At 45.9% G+C, this 15,731-nt stretch carries 16 protein-coding genes; 8 read left to right on the forward strand and 8 right to left on the reverse strand.

Annotated features, from left to right (window positions below):
* Window positions 1-250: 250 nt before the first annotated feature.
* The 5 genes from FHS19_RS35500 to FHS19_RS15070 all read left to right on the forward strand — a co-directional run bounded on the left by FHS19_RS35500 (window position 251) and on the right by FHS19_RS15070 (window position 4,056).
* A complete protein-coding gene (locus tag FHS19_RS35500) occupies window positions 251-604 on the forward strand; it encodes an S-layer homology domain-containing protein (protein WP_183582574.1) in 354 nt (117 codons plus the stop codon).
* A 185-nt stretch (window positions 605-789) separates the two neighbouring features.
* Window positions 790-1,245, forward strand: coding sequence for a MarR family winged helix-turn-helix transcriptional regulator (locus FHS19_RS15055; RefSeq protein ID WP_183582575.1), 456 nt, complete (start codon window positions 790-792; stop codon window positions 1,243-1,245).
* A gap of 87 nt (window positions 1,246-1,332) precedes the next feature.
* A complete protein-coding gene (locus FHS19_RS15060; RefSeq protein ID WP_204797526.1) occupies window positions 1,333-2,313 on the forward strand; it encodes an aldo/keto reductase in 981 nt (326 codons plus the stop codon).
* Between the two features lie 34 nt (window positions 2,314-2,347).
* Window positions 2,348-3,193, forward strand: a complete 846-nt coding sequence (locus FHS19_RS15065) for an NmrA family NAD(P)-binding protein (protein WP_183582577.1) — start codon at window positions 2,348-2,350, stop codon at window positions 3,191-3,193.
* A gap of 551 nt (window positions 3,194-3,744) precedes the next feature.
* Window positions 3,745-4,056 carry a hypothetical protein gene (locus FHS19_RS15070; protein ID WP_183582578.1) on the forward strand — a complete coding sequence of 104 codons (312 nt, stop codon included), beginning with the start codon at window positions 3,745-3,747 and terminating at the stop codon, window positions 4,054-4,056.
* A gap of 334 nt (window positions 4,057-4,390) precedes the next feature.
* Here the strand turns inward: FHS19_RS15070 and FHS19_RS15075 are convergent, their stop codons facing one another.
* The 5 genes from FHS19_RS15075 to FHS19_RS15095 form a co-directional block, all read right to left on the reverse strand.
* On the reverse strand, window positions 4,391-5,152 hold the full coding sequence (locus FHS19_RS15075) for an SDR family oxidoreductase (RefSeq protein WP_183582579.1): 762 nt from the start codon (window positions 5,150-5,152) through the stop codon (window positions 4,391-4,393).
* 84 nt (window positions 5,153-5,236) lie between these two features.
* Window positions 5,237-6,325: a GerAB/ArcD/ProY family transporter gene (locus FHS19_RS15080; RefSeq protein ID WP_183582580.1), complete on the reverse strand. Its 1,089-nt coding sequence runs from the start codon at window positions 6,323-6,325 to the stop codon at window positions 5,237-5,239.
* A 23-nt stretch (window positions 6,326-6,348) separates the two neighbouring features.
* Window positions 6,349-7,503, reverse strand: a complete 1,155-nt coding sequence (locus FHS19_RS15085) for a Ger(x)C family spore germination protein (RefSeq protein WP_183582581.1) — start codon at window positions 7,501-7,503, stop codon at window positions 6,349-6,351.
* Entirely contained in the window at window positions 7,500-8,948 is a 1,449-nt protein-coding gene (locus FHS19_RS15090; RefSeq protein WP_183582582.1) for a spore germination protein, read from the reverse strand. The genes FHS19_RS15085 and FHS19_RS15090 overlap by 4 nt, the downstream gene beginning before the upstream one ends.
* Window positions 8,949-9,182: 234 nt before the next feature.
* Window positions 9,183-9,740 (reverse strand): TetR/AcrR family transcriptional regulator, encoded by a 558-nt coding sequence (locus tag FHS19_RS15095; protein ID WP_183582583.1) that lies wholly within the window; start codon window positions 9,738-9,740, stop codon window positions 9,183-9,185.
* A 171-nt stretch (window positions 9,741-9,911) separates the two neighbouring features.
* Here FHS19_RS15095 and FHS19_RS15100 point away from each other — a divergent pair, with 171 nt between their 5' ends.
* Together FHS19_RS15100 and FHS19_RS15105 are read left to right on the forward strand one after the other, a co-directional pair.
* Window positions 9,912-10,649 (forward strand): SDR family oxidoreductase, encoded by a 738-nt coding sequence (locus FHS19_RS15100; RefSeq protein ID WP_183582584.1) that lies wholly within the window; start codon window positions 9,912-9,914, stop codon window positions 10,647-10,649.
* Between the two features lie 95 nt (window positions 10,650-10,744).
* Window positions 10,745-11,224 carry a carboxymuconolactone decarboxylase family protein gene (locus FHS19_RS15105; protein ID WP_183582585.1) on the forward strand — a complete coding sequence of 160 codons (480 nt, stop codon included), beginning with the start codon at window positions 10,745-10,747 and terminating at the stop codon, window positions 11,222-11,224.
* Window positions 11,225-11,404: 180 nt separating this feature from the next.
* On the opposite strand, the gene FHS19_RS15110 is transcribed toward FHS19_RS15105, so the two are convergent.
* Entirely contained in the window at window positions 11,405-11,836 is a 432-nt protein-coding gene (locus FHS19_RS15110) for a MerR family transcriptional regulator (protein ID WP_183582586.1), read from the reverse strand.
* Between the two features lie 330 nt (window positions 11,837-12,166).
* Here FHS19_RS15110 and FHS19_RS15115 point away from each other — a divergent pair, with 330 nt between their 5' ends.
* The gene (locus FHS19_RS15115) at window positions 12,167-13,195 is read left to right on the forward strand and encodes an aldo/keto reductase (protein ID WP_183582587.1); all 1,029 of its coding nucleotides are present in this window, start codon (window positions 12,167-12,169) and stop codon (window positions 13,193-13,195) included.
* Window positions 13,196-13,435: 240 nt separating this feature from the next.
* Here FHS19_RS15115 and FHS19_RS15120 read toward each other — a convergent pair whose 3' ends face one another.
* Both FHS19_RS15120 and FHS19_RS15125 read right to left on the reverse strand, forming a co-directional pair.
* Complete coding sequence (locus FHS19_RS15120; protein WP_183582588.1) at window positions 13,436-14,539, reverse strand: GerAB/ArcD/ProY family transporter; 1,104 nt, start codon at window positions 14,537-14,539, stop codon at window positions 13,436-13,438.
* 48 nt (window positions 14,540-14,587) lie between these two features.
* Complete coding sequence (locus FHS19_RS15125; RefSeq protein WP_183582589.1) at window positions 14,588-15,724, reverse strand: Ger(x)C family spore germination protein; 1,137 nt, start codon at window positions 15,722-15,724, stop codon at window positions 14,588-14,590.
* Window positions 15,725-15,731: the final 7 nt, after the last annotated feature.

Here is a 15,731-nt window from a genome sequence, read left to right on the forward strand (position 1 = left end):
AACTCCATTTTAGATGATTAGTCACTATCCGATGATAACCATTATTTTGCATGATAGGCATATAATCGTCAATCGATCTCGAGCTTCGATGAAAGACCAGCAAATTATTGAATACCCTATTCATTACATAGGCAAATAGAGAGGATGGTTCCTATAAGGCATCGGTTGCTATGGTTTTGGAAGTGACAATTGGGGGCTGATCCTGTTGATAATACCTTAAATTAATCCAGAAACCGAAGGCAGAGATAAAGTGTTCATCGATACGGAGAACCATTGGGCCAGGGAGGCCATCTCAACGGCTTATACCGATGGAATGATCCGGGGTTACGACGGCAATACTTTCATGCCGGATCAGCCCATCATGAGAGAGCAGATGGCGGTGATGGCGGCGAATGCCTTGCATGTGGAGAATACGAAGGCCATTCCGTCCTTCGCCGATGGGGATCGTATCTCACATTGGGCGAAGAATGCCGTCGAAGCCGCGGCAGAACGAGGGATCCTCTCGGGATACCCCGATCGCACGGTGAAGCCTCAAGCCCAAACGACCCGGGCGGAAGCGGTCACGGTGATCAAAAGAATCATGAATATGATCGATGACAAATAGAAGGCGAAAACGGAATAGGGCCGTTCCAACAGGTCAAAAAGACCCGGACTATTTTTTGATTATCAGAGGGAGTGATAACGATTACAGACTTGTGACTGCGCTGATGATCGCATAGAAGGAGTCATTGACAAAACTAAAAACCCAATATATAGTGTAGACATCTACATGAGTTCAAGGAGAAACCTATGCCAAGCATTTTTGACATGTACCCCTATAGCCTATACATCAAAGTAATCGCACAACGGGTCCGGGAAATCATCGACCAGCTTCTGAAGGATCATGGCTTGAATAGCTCGCAAGCGATTCTTCTCTCGCATATTCATCAATCCATTGAGGAGCATATAGAGATCAATCGTAAGTATCTTGAAAAAACAATGGCTCTAAGCGGTCCGTCTGTGACCAATTTATTAAACGGTTTAGAAAGATCCGGATTTGTCACGCGTAATAGCAACCCTACGGATGGACGCAACCTCCGTATTGACATCACAGATAAAGCCAAACAATTTCTTAGTGAGAGGAGTGATGCCTTCTCGAAATCTGAAGAATTGATCACGCAAGGGATGTCTGATGCCGAAAAGGCCATGTTTGTTTCTTTGCTGACCCGTGCTTTTGAAAACGTCGAAAAACAGCCGCCGAAGTGATGAATTTGCCATGTATTATGTATATTTTTTTAAACAAATATGTAGACGACTACATAATATGATTTTGAAGCTCAGGAGATGGTCACGATGAATGATCAACAAAACGGACTGGAGCTTTCCAGAATTGGACTTGGCTGCGGCCATATGTCAAATGTCAACGAAGCTCTCAAAAATGCTGGCATTGCTGCCATTCATGCCGCTTTTGAGAGTGGAATCCATCATCTCAATACAGGGGATTTTTACGGTGCCGGCCGAAGCGAGATGGTCATCGCCGAAGCGCTGAAGGGATACAAAAGGGATGACTATTATATATCGCTGAAATTCGGGGCATTAAATACGCCGGGCGGCTCCTTGTACGGACTGGATGTAACCCCTCATCATGTTAAAAGCTATCTTGCCTATTCGCTCAATCGACTCCATCTTGATTATATTGATCTGTATCAGCCTGCAAGAATCGATCTGGGTATCCCTGTTGAAGAAACGATCGGCGCTATTTCCGATCTGGTTAAGGCCGGCTATGTCAGGCAGATCGGAGTCAGCCAGGTCGACGCAGAGACGTTGAGAAGAGCGCATGCCACGCATCCGATCAGCTGGGTGGAGGTTGAATACTCGCTTTTTAACCGAAGCATCGAGAAAGATATTTTACCGACTGCGAGGGAATTGGGCATCGGCGTAGTTGCTTTTGGGGCATTGGCTCATGGTCTTCTTGCCGGCCATTGGACAGATGAGCGAATCCAAAAGAGTAAAGGCGGCTACGTTCCGTTGTTTTTTGAAGAGAATATAGAAAAAAACGTTGCCCTGGCCCAAAAGCTGGGAGAGATCGCCGCAAAAAAACAAATGACGTTATCCCAACTGGCGTTTGCATGGATTTTATCCAAAGGCGAAGACATCATACCGCTTATCGGTACCGTATCGCCGGCTCATCTTCAAGAAGCTTTGCATTCGCTTGATATTCATTTGACTGAAGATGATGTCAGGGAAATTGAAGATGCGATACCAGAACAGGAGATCGCCGGCGCTTCTTTCCCCAATATGCAATTTAGAAATGGGAAGACTGTTCGCGTATAAACACTATGATACATATGAAAGGATGTTGTTTGCCATGATTATCGTTACAGGAGCAACTGGGAAATTGGGGCGGGCTGTGGTAGAACAGCTACTTAAGCGTGTACCTGCCGAGCAGATCGGTGTCAGCGTCCGCGATCCGAATCAAGCACAAGAGCTTCGTGAACGTGGAGTTCGTGTCCGACGGGGCGACTACGACCATGCCGAGAGTCTGCGCCACGCCTTTGAGGGGGCGTCACAGGCTCTCATCGTTTCGTCCGGCATCATGGGCGAAGCTGACATCCCGCATGGCATTCAGCAGCATCAAACCGCGATTAACACGGCAAAGAAGGCAGGGGTTAGTCGGGTGCTATACACAAGTCACATGGGCTCTTCCCCAACATCACACTTCGCTCCTATGATTCACCATGCAGCTACCGAAAAATTGCTCCAAGCTTCAGGTATTGCCTTCACGTCGCTCCGTAATGGCTACTACGCCGCATCGGCACTACTGTTGATCGGTGGAGCCATAAAAACAGGGGAACTGATCGCCCCTGAGGACGGTCCGGTTGCCTGGACAGCCCACTCTGATTTGGCCGAGGCTGCGGCGGCGATCATTAGTGAGCAGAAATTGTATGGTATGAGCCCTAATCTTACTGGATCCGAGGCCATTGACATGGAAGGGATTGCGACAATCGCCTCTGAAGTCTTAGGGCGGACCATCCGTCGAATCGTTGTGTCGGACGAAGAGTTTCGAAACCGCATGCTGGCTCAAGGCGTGCCGGAAGCGAGTATAACTATGCGGATGGGGATGTTTCTGGCGAGCCGTCACGGAGACTTCGCACAAGTCGATCCTGCTCTAGCTGATTTGATCGGCCTCCAAAAAGTTTTAGAGAGATCCTGAAAGAGTCGATTTCTCAACAATAAGATTGATTGTGGAAAAACGCGCGGAGAGGGGCATCCAATTGGGATCATCCAGACTGTCGACAAAGTGTCGGCAGTTTTTGTCTATTTTCAATTGACGATTTCCTCCCTACCTAGACAAATCTGTACCGAGAGTGTTTTTCGCAGATAGGCCCGTTACGGTGAACCGTACCATAAGAACCGCAAGACTTTAAGCTCAGCGCACAGCTTAATTTAAAACATAATAATCACATTACCTTTTTACGTTTGGTTTCTACAGGGACAGCGACAAGTCGATGTTCGAGTAGACAGAGTTACATATCGATATCTGCGCTGCAGGCCTTAGGCTTTGCGGAACGATAGAGCGTATCTTAAAAACGAGGCGAAGCGAACATTATGATCCGCGGTCAAACAGCATAAACCGACCAGATGCTGACCTAAGATAACTAGGAATAACCAGGCTTTTTTTCTAATTTGATGTCATGAAGCATAAGTATAAATAAAGGCGATCCATTAATTCTAAGTACAAATTCATTGGAGGCTGATGGGATTATGACCGAAGGAGATTGGGTATCTGCCTGCTACAGAGGGCAGAAGGTAACCGGCTTTTTGTTGCTGATGCGGGAATCCACGGTTTTGGTTCAAGCCACAATTCCACATGACTTGGGAATTATCGAAGTTTCAACGGATCGGGTTAATTGGAATAACAACGTTGTAATATGGATGGACGACTTACCTGAACTTATCGATCTGTCCTTGGATTGGAAAGATAAAGAGTGGTTTGAGAAGTGGGCACACGCATTATCGTTATGTAAGCCGGTAACGCATCCAAATGTATCGATGAGGTCGTTTAATCCAATGTAATTATGCCTGGAAGGAAAGAGCGAAATGGCTCGTGATAGGGACAAACTTCTAAACCAATCGGTCTTTCTTATCCCGGTTTTGCCAAGGAACTGGAACGAAGATAATAACTTATAAGGAGAATTCGATAAAGCCACTCTCTCTTAAAATGAGAAGTGGCTTTTTGCTGATGAAATATAACACTCATCGTTCGTTGTGAATGTCCTCAGAAAGTAAGGAAGCGACCATTTCTCAGTGGAGTACCGAGGAACGGTCGCAGCTTCATGGTGGCAATGTAATTCGTCCATGAAATCAGTTAAGCCATGCTTTACAAAATATAATTTTGAATTTGGGGAAATTACCTCTGGGATATCAAATTGCTAAGCCAATCTTGAAAATGTGTCGTTGTAATGCGCGCACTTTGCTCATCTGGGACGAGAGATTGATCATTCACCTCTACGGATCCGTAGTATAGCGCGTCTTTGTCTGTGACCACCTGCCGCGGATCTTGAATGGCGCTCAAGTATTGCCGAATGAGTTCGTCCATACGGAACTGATCCGGACCAGCCACATCTACGATACCATTCACGGGCGTTCCAAGTGTGAAGTCAACCAGCGCGGCGGCGATATCATTCGAAACGATAGGCTGCATCAGGGCAGGAGGCAAACGAACGATGTCTCCTTCGGTGGCCACATCGGCAATACCGCCGAGGAATTCGAAGAACTGCGTCGCGCGGACGATCGTATAGGGAATCTTGGAATCCTGGATCAGCTCTTCTTGAGCCATTTTCGCACGGAAATATCCACTTTGAAGAAGCCGCTCGGTACCAACGACCGACAAAGCAACATGGTGTCCCACGCCAGCGGCTGCCTCGGCGGCAAGGAGATTGCGCGTGGATGTCTCGAAAAATTCCAGAACTGCCTTATCCTCGAACGAAGGCGAGTTCGAAACGTCTACAACGACCTCAGCACCATGAAGTGCTTCTGCCAGTCCCTCACCTGTGAGGGTATTTACGCCCAAAGAACGCGAAGCGGCTGTTACCTCATGGCCGAGAGCCTTTAGGTTATTCACGAGTTTGGTTCCAATTAGCCCACTGCCGCCAATAACTACAATCTTCATGTTGATCCTCCTAATTAGTTACCCATCTATGGGGCTTGTTTGCCTTTCATATGTAAGACAACACACCAATGAATTCTGTGACAATCATGTCTTCCAATGTTTTCTTATGCTGCCGATGAACCACAAGATCAGTGGTATTCCTATGTAAACCAGCGGGTAAAAGAAGGAGACGAGAAGCGTGCTTCTAAGCGTATTCGAGATCCGGATATTATGCGAACCATAGAGTACGTAAGCCAGCCAAATCACCGAGATGACGCAGCCGATCCGCTTCCAGTTTGTAAAGCCGGTCCATTCCGACAACCCGTAACTTAGGATGAATAAGCATACCGCTACTTTAATGAAGGCACCGATAATCCAGAGGGGGATGAATATAGCATCGATATTCTGAACAAAATTCAGGATCGAGACATACTTCGAAAGTGAGTATATGGGAACAACCAGTTCGGCTGCAATGCTCGGTCCGGTCACGAAAAGAACAACCAGCGTGGCTATGACGCCCCATAGCATGGAAACTGCCGTTCCCCACAGGATCGCGCGTGAGGCCGTTTGTTTGTTCTCGGCAAAAAAGAACAGCATCAGGATGATTGAAGGATCTATCATATAGTTGACGGAGCTTAACGTACCCTCTAGAATGGAGAACCATCCGGAGTCGGCATAAATGGGTAAAATTCGCTTTATGTCCATGTCTTGCGGATTCAGAAACAGCTGGGCATACAACATAAATACGAAAAAAGGGCCGATGATTTCCGCACAACGGCCGATCACCGTAATCCCCCCTTTATACAGCGCATAAACGGCAAGAAACATCATGCATGATAAAATGACGATCATGGGCGTGTTGTGGAGCATGACTAAATTTTGAAAATCGGCCGTACCTTTTGCGATCAAGGACATTTGCATGAACCAATGCAAAAAGTACACGGCCACGATGATCTTTCCGAGTACGGTGCCTAACAGATCTTTCATGAAACCAACCAAGGTCTTGTCCATATTCTGCCTGCATACCCGGAGAACCATCCAGGTGATCGTCATCATGATCAAGCCGCCCAGCAGAATGGAAATCCAGCTGTCCTGGTATGATTTCTCTGCGGCTAGTTTGATCGGAAGGTAGGAAAATATAATCATCGAAGAGATGCTAATCATCCAAAATATCTGATAACCGCTTACTTTCATCAGTCACTCACTCTTTTCCGTATTCATTTCACCGGTGCGCCGCTCACGCCGATGGACCTGAGTATGATATCCGTTTTGACGGTAACCTCAATCCGCTTGAATTTGTCATCCCAATCGTCTCGCTGCGATTTCCACCAGTAAGGATAATTGTGGTGAAGGTACTCGCCGATGCCGAATACATCAGGCCCCCACTGCTGGACTTTTTCAATTGTAGACTGCAGTTCCTTTTGGATTTGCTTGTTCAGACATTTCTGAAGCTCCATCATGTTCTCTACCTCGGACATGTCTTGTTGGGACGTGTTCTCAAGAAGATAAGCCTGTGCCTTAACGGTTAGGACCATGTGTTTGGGATCATGGCCGTTGGCGGAGGTCATTTGTCGTTGAAGACGGGTCAGTCGAAACGATACGACGTCTTTGTTGTTGTTCCAGGGAATCGTTGCTCCCTGTGAGGAGCCTTTTCCCGACATCCATATGGCTCCTGGGGCTTCAGGTAAGCCCAATATCCCTTTGACTTTAAGATGATGGTCAAGCACCGCAAAACCGTGCAACTCCGCAACAGGACTGTCATGTTCTTTGCTCAGCTTTACATTTTCGATTTGGAGGACCGGCATGAATGGCCGTGCCCCTTTGGTCAGGGTCTCAATCACGAACTGCCTCGAAGAAAAGCTTCTCATTCCGTTAATCTGCAGCTCTTTTCCGACAGCAATGGTAGAGAGAGGTTCTATGGGATGGTTAAGCATCAGAAATTCCTTGGCACTTCCTCCTTTAATCATGACGATCGTATCCCTTAGATTGTTTGCGGGGTCCCGGATGAGTTTATCGAACAGCTTTCTTACGTCGTCCTTTTTGAAGTACTCTTCGCTAATAGCGATGATCATCCGATGGTTCGCCATCAATTTGCGGGACATACGCAGCTGAATTTTCTGAGTGGCTTGGAAAACATCTTTACCTTTAGCCGACATAACGAAAAAACTGCTGGAGCCTTCTCTCTTGGACGGGTCTTCTTTCTTGGAAGGAATGACGATCTGCTGGCTGACTTCGATTTGCCCGTTCTCGGCATAATCAATTGCTGTCCCTATAATGAAAGCCAATTGATTCAACTCGACAAAATCGGTGCAGCCGGAAGTGGACAAAACAAGGCCTACAGAGAAAAAAGCCAGGAAGACGGTTCGCATCATTGCTGACGTCCTTTCTTATTCCGGCCGTTCTTCATCCAAAAGGGATAGCGGATGATTAGGTCCTTAATACGTGTACCGTCGAATGGGGCAATAGGGCTTAAGTACGGCGTTCCGAATGACTCTAGCGAGACCAAATGGATCAACATGAAGATCATGCCGAATGCAAATCCTACAAAGCCGAGCAAGCCTGAAGTGAACAGCAGCAGGTACCGGATGATCCGAAAGGGAAGTGCGGCGCTATATCTTGGGATCATGTACGCTGCGATACCCGTTAAAGAAATCACAATGATGATCGGCGTAGAAATGATGCCGGCTTCAACGGCAGCCTGGCCGATGATCAGTGCACCTATAATGCTCATGACAGGGCCGAGTTGATTGGGAATATGAACCCCGGCTTCTTGGAGTCCGTCGAATATAATCATCATAAGGAGCATTTCGATTACGGTCGGAAATGGTGATTGTTCTCGGGCGGTTGCAATACTGATCGTGAGTGTTCTTGGGATCATCTCCGGATGGAACGTTGACAGCGATACGTATAAAGCAGGCAGGGAAAATGAAATAAAAGTCATCAAGAATCGGATGAACCGAATTAAGATGACGAATATAAACCTCTCAAAATAATCGTCCGCCGATTGAAGACCTGACCAGAAAGTCACCGGAAGAATGAGGGCAAACGGAGTTCCGTTCGTGAGGAGAGCGATCTTTCCCTCTAATAAACTTGCGGTGACGATATCCGGTCGCTCGGTATTTTGGATTTGCGGGAAAATGGAAAAAGAGCTTTCTTCGAGCCATTCCTCGATATAGGCGGAATCGATGATGCCGTCAATCTCGATCTTTTCGAGCTTTTTTCTTACTTCCGCTAATACCTTCTCGTCCGCAAGTCCTTGCATGTAAGCAAGGATCACTTCGGTTTGCGTGTATGTACCTATCGTAAACGAGTCCGTCTTCAAATGGGGATGAATGATTCTTCGCCTAATCAGGGACACATTCGTGTGGATATCTTCAACAAATCCTTCTTTGGATCCGCGCAAGGTCGATTCCTTTTTCGGCTCCTCAATGCTTCTCGTCTTATAGCCCTGAACCTGAACGGATAGCGCAGATGCTTCTCCTTCCACCAATATGCCCAGACTTCCCTGCAGAATGTGATGGACCAGGTCTTCCAGCGATTTGTCCTTTTTTATGTCGGTTAATGGAAGCCATTCGCGGCCGAACATCTCGCCCAGAGACTGTATGCGATCTATGCCTTGCGGCAGTCCGCTGAATAGAAGCGGCTTCAGTATGTTATCCTCTACGCTTTGCAGGCGGGTCATTCCATCAAAATAGACAAGTAAAAGTAAAGTTTGGTCCCTTAACCTAAAAGAACGGAATACGATATCCGAGCAATGATCGAATTCTTTCCTGAGACTGGCTTCATTAACTTCAATGCTTGTACTTATGGTATTCATGGAAATTATCCCCCCACCGGATATTATAAACTCGGTAACGGAATCCTATTCCATACGGTTTTTCCCTTGTTATATTAATTGATTCGAATCAGATTTTGAATTCAAGGTAATCACCGGATGAATATACCAAATGATGTAAGAGATGTATACGCGGTATATCATGTACGATTCGGTGATATAAGGTCTAAATTGCTCCTGTGAGCCCGATTAAGGGCCCACGGGGGCTTTTTGAGCTCAGCTATAAACCAGGTTTTTCTCGAATAAATTTCTCACCTGATCAGCCATGAATTGAGTGGATTGCGGCATTTGTTTTCGGATCCACCACTCAACAATGCCAATAAAGGCAGAAGCCATGAACTGGGCTTGCATTTCATTGGCGATAGGATTTGAACTGTTCATCTTGGCCATCATGTTGACCGAGAGGAAGTTAAGCAGCCGGTCCCGGAACAGAAAAACTCTTTCATTGGCAAACATCGCGGAGAAAAACGGATAATGGTCGCGGAAGTAGTCAAATACAGGCTTGGATTCATTACCTATACCCGGACTGCTTATATCCCTTTTCTTGCATAATGTGATTATTTCATTGATGTGATCTTCAATACATTTGTCGAGAAGATCGTACTTGTCGCTGTAATGCAAATATACGGTGCCGCGGTTTACGTTTGCCCGCTCCGCTATTTCGTTTATCGTAATCTGTTCAAAATTTTTTTCCGAAAAAAGCTCAAGGAACGAATTTTTGATGGATTGCTTTGTGCGGAGAATACGGCGGTCGGTTTTAATAGCCTTTTCCATTATTCGGGATACCTCTTCTTCAGATAATCAACAAAACTTAAGAGATTGTTGGATATGAAACAAATTCTATTCGATCAACCATTGAGGATGCAGGGCTGCTGTCTATAATTTAAATCAACGGCCGTTAAATATTCAACGTCTTTTAAAATAGATCATAAGGAGCCAATAACAATGGAAAATATAAAAAACAAAGTCGTGATCATTACCGGAGCATCCAGCGGAATAGGGGAAGCGGCAGCAAAGCTGTTAGCGAAGCATGGAGCAAGAATCGTATTGGCAGCCAGGAGAGAGGATCGCCTGCAAATAATTGTTAATGACATTAAACAAGCTGGCGGGGAAGCCGTTTCGGTAAAAGCGGACGTTGTTTCCGCTGAAGACATGAAGGATCTAGCCAAATTCGCATTGGAAACGTATGGCCGGATTGATGTATTGGTAAACAATGCAGGGGTTATGCCAAGCTCGAGACTCAATGAATTAAGAGTGGAAGAGTGGAATCAAATGATCGATGTGAACATCAAGGGCGTTTTACATGGAATGGCTGCGGTTCTACCCGTCATGAGGAAGCAGCAGTCGGGTCATATCATTAATTTGTCCTCTACTTCCGGTTATCAGGTATCTGCAACATCCGCCGTATATGCGGCTACAAAGTTTGCGGTCAGAGCGATTTCGGAAGGTTTGCGTCTGGAAGAATCTCCAGCCTCCCATATTAGATCAACGGTGATTGCGCCGGGTCTGACGAAGACGGAACTTTTTGACAGTATAACCAGTCCGGAGGTACAGGCTCTGGCAAATCAGATAAGCGGTATGGGAATTTCCCCATACAGCATAGCAAGAGCTATCGCGTTTGCAATCAATGAACCGGACGATACCTTAATCAGCGAAATTATGGTCCGGCCAACCGCGTTATAATGCGAAAAAAATTATTTCGAACTACATTCCAGATGTGTCACAAATTTAATTCGTCCATTGTCTTAGAAGTGTAAAACAAAGAGGAGGAATTTAAAATGACACAGCGTTTAAATTATATGCAGCAATCTCCGGAGCTTTTCAAAAAAATGATGGAATTCAGCAATGCGGAGAAAGGAAGCTCGGTGGAGGAAAAGATCCTGGATCTTGTTCACATCAGAGCTTCCCAAATGAACGGATGCGGATTCTGTCTGGACATGCACGTCAAGCAGGCGAAAATTAACGGGGAGAGCGAACTTCGTCTGTATCATGTTTCGATCTGGAGAGAATCTACTCTCTTCGAACCTCGTGAAAGAGCTGCGCTGGCTTGGACGGAGGTTCTGACACACCTGCCTGAGCATGGGGTATCGGACGAGATTTATAACCGTGTACGCGAGTATTTTACGGAAAAAGAAATCTCCGATCTGACTTTCTCGGTTATGGCGATCAATGCCTGGAACCGGGTCAACGTGGCCTTTAAACAAGTGCCTGGATCGGCAGACGCCGCATATGGATTAAGTAAAGCAGGTTTGAGCTAACCGGAAAGTTGGGGTTAAAGAAAAATGAGCCGATGTTTCGGCTCTTTTTCTTTTTTACGAACATGCGACATAACCGGCAGCCAATTGCCGCAAAGGAAGTTTCATCTTTTGTGGCGTGGACACCGGTAAAAATAACTGTAGGACGACAAGAACATATATCGTTTGCCGAAACATAGTTCACTATTGTTCAGGAGGTAATTTACCATCCTTCAACCACGCTTTCACTGCATGATCAAATTGAATATTTTCTTTTTTTAGTCGGGGATACCACTCCATTTTAAGATTAAGCAGCTCGATGTGAGACTTCAATATATTCACTTGTTCTTCTATCTTTTCTTTTTGTTTCTTAAGAATTTCCAAACGTTTTTCACCGGTTGGGTCGCCTTGTAAAGTGAGATCAGCATAGTCTTTAAGCTGAGCAATTGGCATACCGGTATCGCGAAGACAGTTAAGAAGATTGATCCACTGGATATCCTCATATTCAAAAATACGTCTTCCACTTTCGTTTCTTTTGATGAACGGCAGAATACCTTCTTTTTCGTAATATCTTATGGTATGGATGGGCAACCCCGTCTTTTCTGCCACCTGGCCGATTGTAAATTCCTCGTTCATTCGATTATGATCCACCTTCCGCTAATCGTTTATTGAAACATGCTGTTCTTTATGCTCTAGAATATACTCGATAAGAAATAATAAACCAAGATATACAGTGTTCTTCACACGGACATCGAAAAAATCAAAATTTAACCACTTGATCTAAAGTGAACTTTAGGTTGTAGGATTTGAATTGTACAAAACAACATACACCGTATGGCAAACCTTGCGGTTATATGAAAGGGGATCGAACATGTTCAGTATGATTTAGTAATCTTAAATCAATCGGTGAATTACCGGACCGGAACGAAAACTTGGTTTTAAAATTTAAAGGGAGAGTGAAATCAAGTGAAATACAAATTACTTGGCAAAAGTGGACTGAGAGTATCGGACATCGCTTTGGGTACGATGACATTCGGGGATCGCTTTGGATGGGGAGCGGATAAAACGGAAAGTCGCAAAATTTTTGACTCTTACGTGGATGCAGGAGGAAATTTGATAGATACAGCCAACGTGTACACGGGAGGAGATAGCGAAGAATTCGTTGGGGAATTTATCTCATCGGAACGGGAGAAATTTGTCGTCACCACAAAATATTCATTAACCATGAATCCACATGACCCCAACGCCGGGGGGAATCACCGCAAAAACCTGATTCAGTCCCTGGATGCAAGCTTAAAAAGATTGAAAACCGATTATATCGATATGTATTGGCTGCATGCATGGGATTTTATGACGCCGGTCGAAGAGATAATGCGGGCATTGGATGACCAGGTTCGAGCTGGAAAAATTCTGTACATCGGCATCTCCGACACTCCGGCGTGGATTGTCGCAAAAGCCAATACAATGGCGGAGCTGCGGGGATGGACTCCATTTACAGGTTTGCAGGTTTCGTATAGCTTGGTCCAAAGGGAGGCGGAACGCGATTTAATCCCAATGGCAAAAGCGTTGGACATCGGAGTATTCGCCTGGGGTCCGTTGGGTGGTGGCGTGCTGACCGGCAAATACAAAGGGGGCCGGCCAGAGGACTCTAAACGGGTTGATTTTACCGATCTAAGTGTTTCGGAAAGAAACCGCTCCATCCTGGAAACGGTTGAAAGCATTGCTCAGGACATCGGCAGAACTCCTGCACAAGTAGCCCTCAACTGGATTCGGCAACAGGAAGGGACGACGATTCCGATTATCGGAGCAAGGACGGAAAAGCAGATCAAAGATAATTTAAACTGCCTAACCTTCGAGTTGACAACTGAACAGATGGATTCGTTGACCCGAGCCAGTAGCATCCCCCTGGGATTTCCCCATGATTTTCTGGAAGAGGATACGCTGGCACAAGCCCTGCATGGTCAATTCGCCGGAAAAATCGCCACTCGCTACTAATAACGAGTGAGTGTATGCATAGATCCAGTTAAGAGCTTTCAATTAGCAGATTAGGATTGGGGGTTGACATCAAAAAACTTAAGTTCTATGGACGTTGAATTAACGGAAAACGATGGTTAAATTAATACAGCGGCAGTCTAAGACCTTTATTTTCAGTCTAAGACTGCCGCTGTACTTCTATGTGTATCCGTCTAATATTCCTGAAGATTTTTCATCTCCAAACCACGTCAAATCAACAAACTAAGTTTTATACTTTATTTTCTTCTGATAATTTTTATTTTTTATAATCGTCATAAGCCACAGAAGTAGTGGAACAGCGATTGCACAGATTGGAATGACGATTCTCTCCCAGAATTTTTGAATCATTAATATAGTTTCTTCATTCGGAATCAACAATCCAATGAAGAAAATTGCCGGTGCACAAAACCACATGAGTTTTTTCCAATTTTTCACGTGAAGCCACTGGGCCATCTCATAGCTCGTGATAAACAAGTAAAGGGAGATCTTGGCGAAGACGCCAAAAATCCAAATGAAAATCACGAGTACATCGACATTTTGAATAAAGTTCAGGATGTTTATGCTGCGTACCAGCATAAAGTAAGAGAACCTCAGCTCCATTCCCACGTAGGGGCCGAACACGAGCAGCACCATAACCGTGGCCAGCAATACCATGATGGCAGTGAATGCGACACTCGACAGTGCTTTGGCAAGCACTTTTTTATTGCTGGATATAAACGCGAGAAGGACCAACAGCATAAACGATTCCCCAAAAAAAGAAGCGGGCGGCAGCGACGCCTTGAAAACCTCTTGCCAGCTTGAGTCGCCCACGATCGGCAGGATGTGGAGAAGCTTCGTGTTCATGGCGTTCAGCAAAAAAGTGAGGATCAGCGTAATGAACGTCACGGGTCCTGCCAGTTCGCAAAATCGGCCGATGCCGGTAATCCCGCTGATGCCGGTCAGATAAACGGCCAAAGCCAGTATCATGACCATGAGAATCCAGATGGGAGTCCGGTCCAGGATCGTCAGATGGATGAAATCCGCGAAGGAGCGGAGCACATCTCCGGATAACAGGAACCAGGCCACAAAATAGGGAAGGATCACGATTCTTCCGATCCAGCCGCCAAGCAGCTTACGGCTGAACTGCGTTAAGGTTTCTCCGGGATGGAGTAGGCTGACATGCGTGACCAGATACGTGATGGCCAGCCCGATCGCACCCGCAATGATGATGGATATCCAAGCATCCTGCTTGGCCGTTTCGATGGCAGGCGATACTCTTAACCAGACAGCCATGATGATTTCTACGGTGCTTACCGTCCAAAATATTTGCGATCCGGTCAGCTTCATAGCTTCTCCTCCTTTCCGGGATGTGTGATTCCCCTAGTTTCTGATGATCTATAGAGAAGAATTGGTTTGACCCGGATCCCTGTACCGGAGATGCACCGATACAGTGATCGGCAGTTCGGGAAACGATTCGTGCCAATGCGGCTTGAGTGTTTTCCATATCCTCGGATGCTGCTTGTGCATACGTTCCCCAATTCCAAAAATATCGATTTTATATTGGTGCTGTGCCTTACCGACCAGATTGCGAACCTTTTCCTCCACTTCCTGGCTCTGCTTGCGTTGAATCGTTTTAAGATCATCGTCCTTGGAAGGATCGAGTGATGAATTGTTTTCAACAATGCTGCCAACGCCATGCAGCGATATATGAATCTGCGGCTGATGCTTAACCATTTTAATTTGAATGCGGTGCTTTAGGGATTGTACTACTAAACTGATCGTCTCGTTCCCCTTTCCAATGGAAGTAGTGACCGTGAGGTCTTTTTGTTTACCCATAATCCAGTTATCGTACATCGATTCTTCCGGATTGAGGAAACCGATGAGCTTAAGACCATGATCTTTATCCAGGATAGCCGAGCCAGCGTACACATAACCTCTGGCAGGATCCGCTGTGATGGCAGGCACAATTGGCTGGGTTCCTTCGCTGAAGGCATCGCATAATAACATCCGGAAGTAGAAGGGCTTCATGCCAAGGGCATTTTGCTGACTGCCAAGAGTCGTACTAATGAACGGATCAAAAGTAGGGTCGGCACGGATGACTTCTTTCGCCGTTCCATCCTTAACAACGAGTATGACGGAACGCAATTCCGATTTTGGGTTTCGAACAACCATGTCTAGATATTTACCCAGCCCTTCTTCGGCCATATGCTGACCGATTAGGATCGTTTGGCGATGAGCATAAAACAAGGAGCGTGACAGTTCAGTCTGTATATGCTGTCCGGCATCCATAAAATCTTTTCCTTTCGCACTCACGACCGTAAATGTGTTTTTTTTGCCTGCACCCGTAACCTGGCTGCTGCCCAAACCTGCGGGTACGGCAATCTCGGAACTAATCTCCAACTCCTTGTCCTCGGCCATGTCCATTCCGACGCCGATAATAAAAGCACGCTGGTTGGGCTCCTTCAAGTTCCAACAGCCGGTGGACAAAGCTGAAAAAAGTAATAGACAGAAAACAAACAGGATTTTTTTCATAGTTATC

The sequence above is a fragment of the Paenibacillus rhizosphaerae genome, assembly GCF_014192015.1.
GTDB classification, from domain to species: Bacteria; Bacillota; Bacilli; order Paenibacillales; family Paenibacillaceae; genus Paenibacillus_AQ; species Paenibacillus_AQ rhizosphaerae.

Excerpts from the sequence above, each read along its gene's own strand:
- FHS19_RS15085 (WP_183582581.1), bottom strand. The coding sequence starts at position 7,503 with ATGATGCGAACCGTCTTCCTGGCTTTTTTCTCTGTAGGCCTTGTTTTG.
- FHS19_RS15125 (WP_183582589.1), bottom strand. The coding sequence starts at position 15,724 with ATGAAAAAAATCCTGTTTGTTTTCTGTCTATTACTTTTTTCAGCTTTG.
- FHS19_RS15100 (WP_183582584.1), top strand. The coding sequence starts at position 9,912 with ATGGAAAATATAAAAAACAAAGTCGTGATCATTACCGGAGCATCCAGC.
- FHS19_RS15070 (WP_183582578.1), top strand. The coding sequence starts at position 3,745 with ATGACCGAAGGAGATTGGGTATCTGCCTGCTACAGAGGGCAGAAGGTA.
- FHS19_RS15105 (WP_183582585.1), top strand. The coding sequence starts at position 10,745 with ATGACACAGCGTTTAAATTATATGCAGCAATCTCCGGAGCTTTTCAAA.
- FHS19_RS15055 (WP_183582575.1), top strand. The coding sequence starts at position 790 with ATGCCAAGCATTTTTGACATGTACCCCTATAGCCTATACATCAAAGTA.
- FHS19_RS15065 (WP_183582577.1), top strand. The coding sequence starts at position 2,348 with ATGATTATCGTTACAGGAGCAACTGGGAAATTGGGGCGGGCTGTGGTA.
- FHS19_RS15060 (WP_204797526.1), top strand. The coding sequence starts at position 1,333 with ATGAATGATCAACAAAACGGACTGGAGCTTTCCAGAATTGGACTTGGC.
- FHS19_RS15080 (WP_183582580.1), bottom strand. The coding sequence starts at position 6,325 with ATGAAAGTAAGCGGTTATCAGATATTTTGGATGATTAGCATCTCTTCG.
- FHS19_RS15090 (WP_183582582.1), bottom strand. The coding sequence starts at position 8,948 with ATGAATACCATAAGTACAAGCATTGAAGTTAATGAAGCCAGTCTCAGG.
- FHS19_RS15075 (WP_183582579.1), bottom strand. The coding sequence starts at position 5,152 with ATGAAGATTGTAGTTATTGGCGGCAGTGGGCTAATTGGAACCAAACTC.
- FHS19_RS15120 (WP_183582588.1), bottom strand. The coding sequence starts at position 14,539 with ATGAAGCTGACCGGATCGCAAATATTTTGGACGGTAAGCACCGTAGAA.
- FHS19_RS15110 (WP_183582586.1), bottom strand. The coding sequence starts at position 11,836 with ATGAACGAGGAATTTACAATCGGCCAGGTGGCAGAAAAGACGGGGTTG.
- FHS19_RS15095 (WP_183582583.1), bottom strand. The coding sequence starts at position 9,740 with ATGGAAAAGGCTATTAAAACCGACCGCCGTATTCTCCGCACAAAGCAA.